The sequence below is a fragment of the Sutterella sp. genome (assembly GCF_052272535.1).
Classification (GTDB): domain Bacteria; phylum Pseudomonadota; class Gammaproteobacteria; order Burkholderiales; family Burkholderiaceae_F; genus Sutterella.
Map to the genome: position 1 here is coordinate 1 of NZ_DAVZJY010000339.1, position 1,759 is coordinate 1,759.

A 1,759-nucleotide genomic window follows, 5' to 3' on the forward strand; every position below is an offset into this window, starting at 1 on the left:
CCGCGCTCGTCTTCGACCTCGGCAACGCCGTGATGGCCGCGGGCGGCAACTACGCGGTGATCTCCGGCTTCCGCGAGAAGACCTCGCCCGTGCGCATGGTGAAGGTGATCGCCAAGAAGCTCGCCACTTCGGGCCCCGTGATCGCCTTCTTCGTGATGATGGTGCTCTGCCTCATGCACGTCACGCTCCCCTCGGGGGTCGTGAACGCCGCGAAGATCGGCGCGGCCGCCAACACGTTCCTCTGCATGATCATGATCGGCGAGTCGATGAACCTCTCGCTCAACATGCGCGAATTCATCGACATCATGAAGATCCTCGTGTTGCGCTTCGTCTGCCAGGTGACGCTCGCGCTCGTCTTCTACTACCTCCTCCCCTTCGACATCGAGGCGCGACGCGCGCTCGTGATCGTCGCGCTCGCCCCCGTACCGGCGATGAACCTCATCTACACGAGCCAACTGAAGGGCGACCTCGGACGCGCCGCCAACCTCAACTCCCTCTCCGTGGCGGTCGCAATCGCGACGATGTCAACGGCGATTACGCTGATGCAGTAGCGCTCCGCCTCCCGCGCTTCCCCACTCCGGGGGAGCGGCTCCGAAGACGCTCTCCTCAGACGCAAAAGCCCGCGGCGATGCTGCATCGTCCGCGGGCTTTCGTCTTCTCGTGCCCTTGGGTAGGGAAGATTCAACGGATCTTTGAAGAGGGTCCGAACGTTCAGAACATCGTGTTCTGGTTGGCGGCTTCGGCCGGGACGTCCTGCGTGACGTCCCAGTGCTCGACGATGCGGCCTTAAATATCGCCATAGATTTATAATCAAAATAATCAATCATTGCTCTCAGTATAATATTTTACTATATTGATAAATATGATATATAACCCTCTGTTTCTAAATTATGAGCCATATTTCCATAAGAAACAACTTGAAGAACTCAGAGGGCTTGCAAATGAATTCCCATTTACCGAGTTCGTGAAAAATTCTCGTCTCTTCGAAGAGTTATCCATAGAATATACCTACGTCTCAAGCAAGATTGAGGGCAACCAGTATTCATTGAAAGACACATCCACTTTGCTAAAATACGGATTTACTTCAGGCGGCAAGCTGTTCAGCGACGCCGTGATGATTAAAAACATCAATCAGACCTTTACAACAATTTGCCGGCATGCTCAGGAAGGGCATCCATCAATCTTGTCGAAATCCTACATATGCGGACTCCACGAAACCATCACGCACGACTTGCTCCCATCGGAGGCCTGCGGCCGGGTGCGAAAGCATTCCGTCACCATCAGCAACTCTGAATACACTCCTGCTACGGGTCCTGCACTTCTAGAAGCTGAATTGGATTCGTTGATAGACAAGGCCAAATCAATCGAAAATCCTTTTGAACGATCCATCTATACGCACCTGAACTTGGCCTATCTCAAATATTTCGGAGACGGCAATAAAAGAACGGCACGATTAATGCAGACGGCAGTTCTTGTAGGCGCAGGAATCACACCGCTGATCCTCACTCAAAACGACATTGCGGCCTACCTCTATTCAGTGGTCCATTATTACGAAACAGGAGATGCTCAACCTTATGCCTGCTTGTTCTTCGGAAGTTATCGGCACACCATCGACGCGCTCCTCGGTCGAACACCAGAACAACTTGAAGCGCAGAGGCAGATCGAGGAATTGATCCGCCTGCGCCGGTCGCAAGACGGAAGCTGAAGGGACGTACTTCCGCACGGTCCAAATGCGCGGGGGCGCCCCGATCCGGAGCGC

The 1,759-nt window shown here is 54.0% G+C and carries 2 protein-coding genes; both read left to right on the forward strand.

Annotation, left to right across the window (positions count from 1 at the left end; all coding sequences use genetic code 11):
* Positions 1-551: AEC family transporter (locus ACT6Y9_RS10800; protein WP_443744531.1), on the forward strand; the 551-nt coding region annotated here is incomplete at its 5' end.
* A 311-nt stretch (positions 552-862) separates the two neighbouring features.
* A complete protein-coding gene (locus ACT6Y9_RS10805; protein ID WP_443744532.1) occupies positions 863-1,705 on the forward strand; it encodes a Fic family protein in 843 nt (280 codons plus the stop codon).
* Positions 1,706-1,759 lie beyond the last annotated feature (54 nt).

What these genes read in the sequence shown, in the direction of transcription:
- ACT6Y9_RS10805 (WP_443744532.1), top strand. Translation starts at nt 863, where the DNA reads ATGATATATAACCCTCTGTTTCTAAATTATGAGCCATATTTCCATAAG.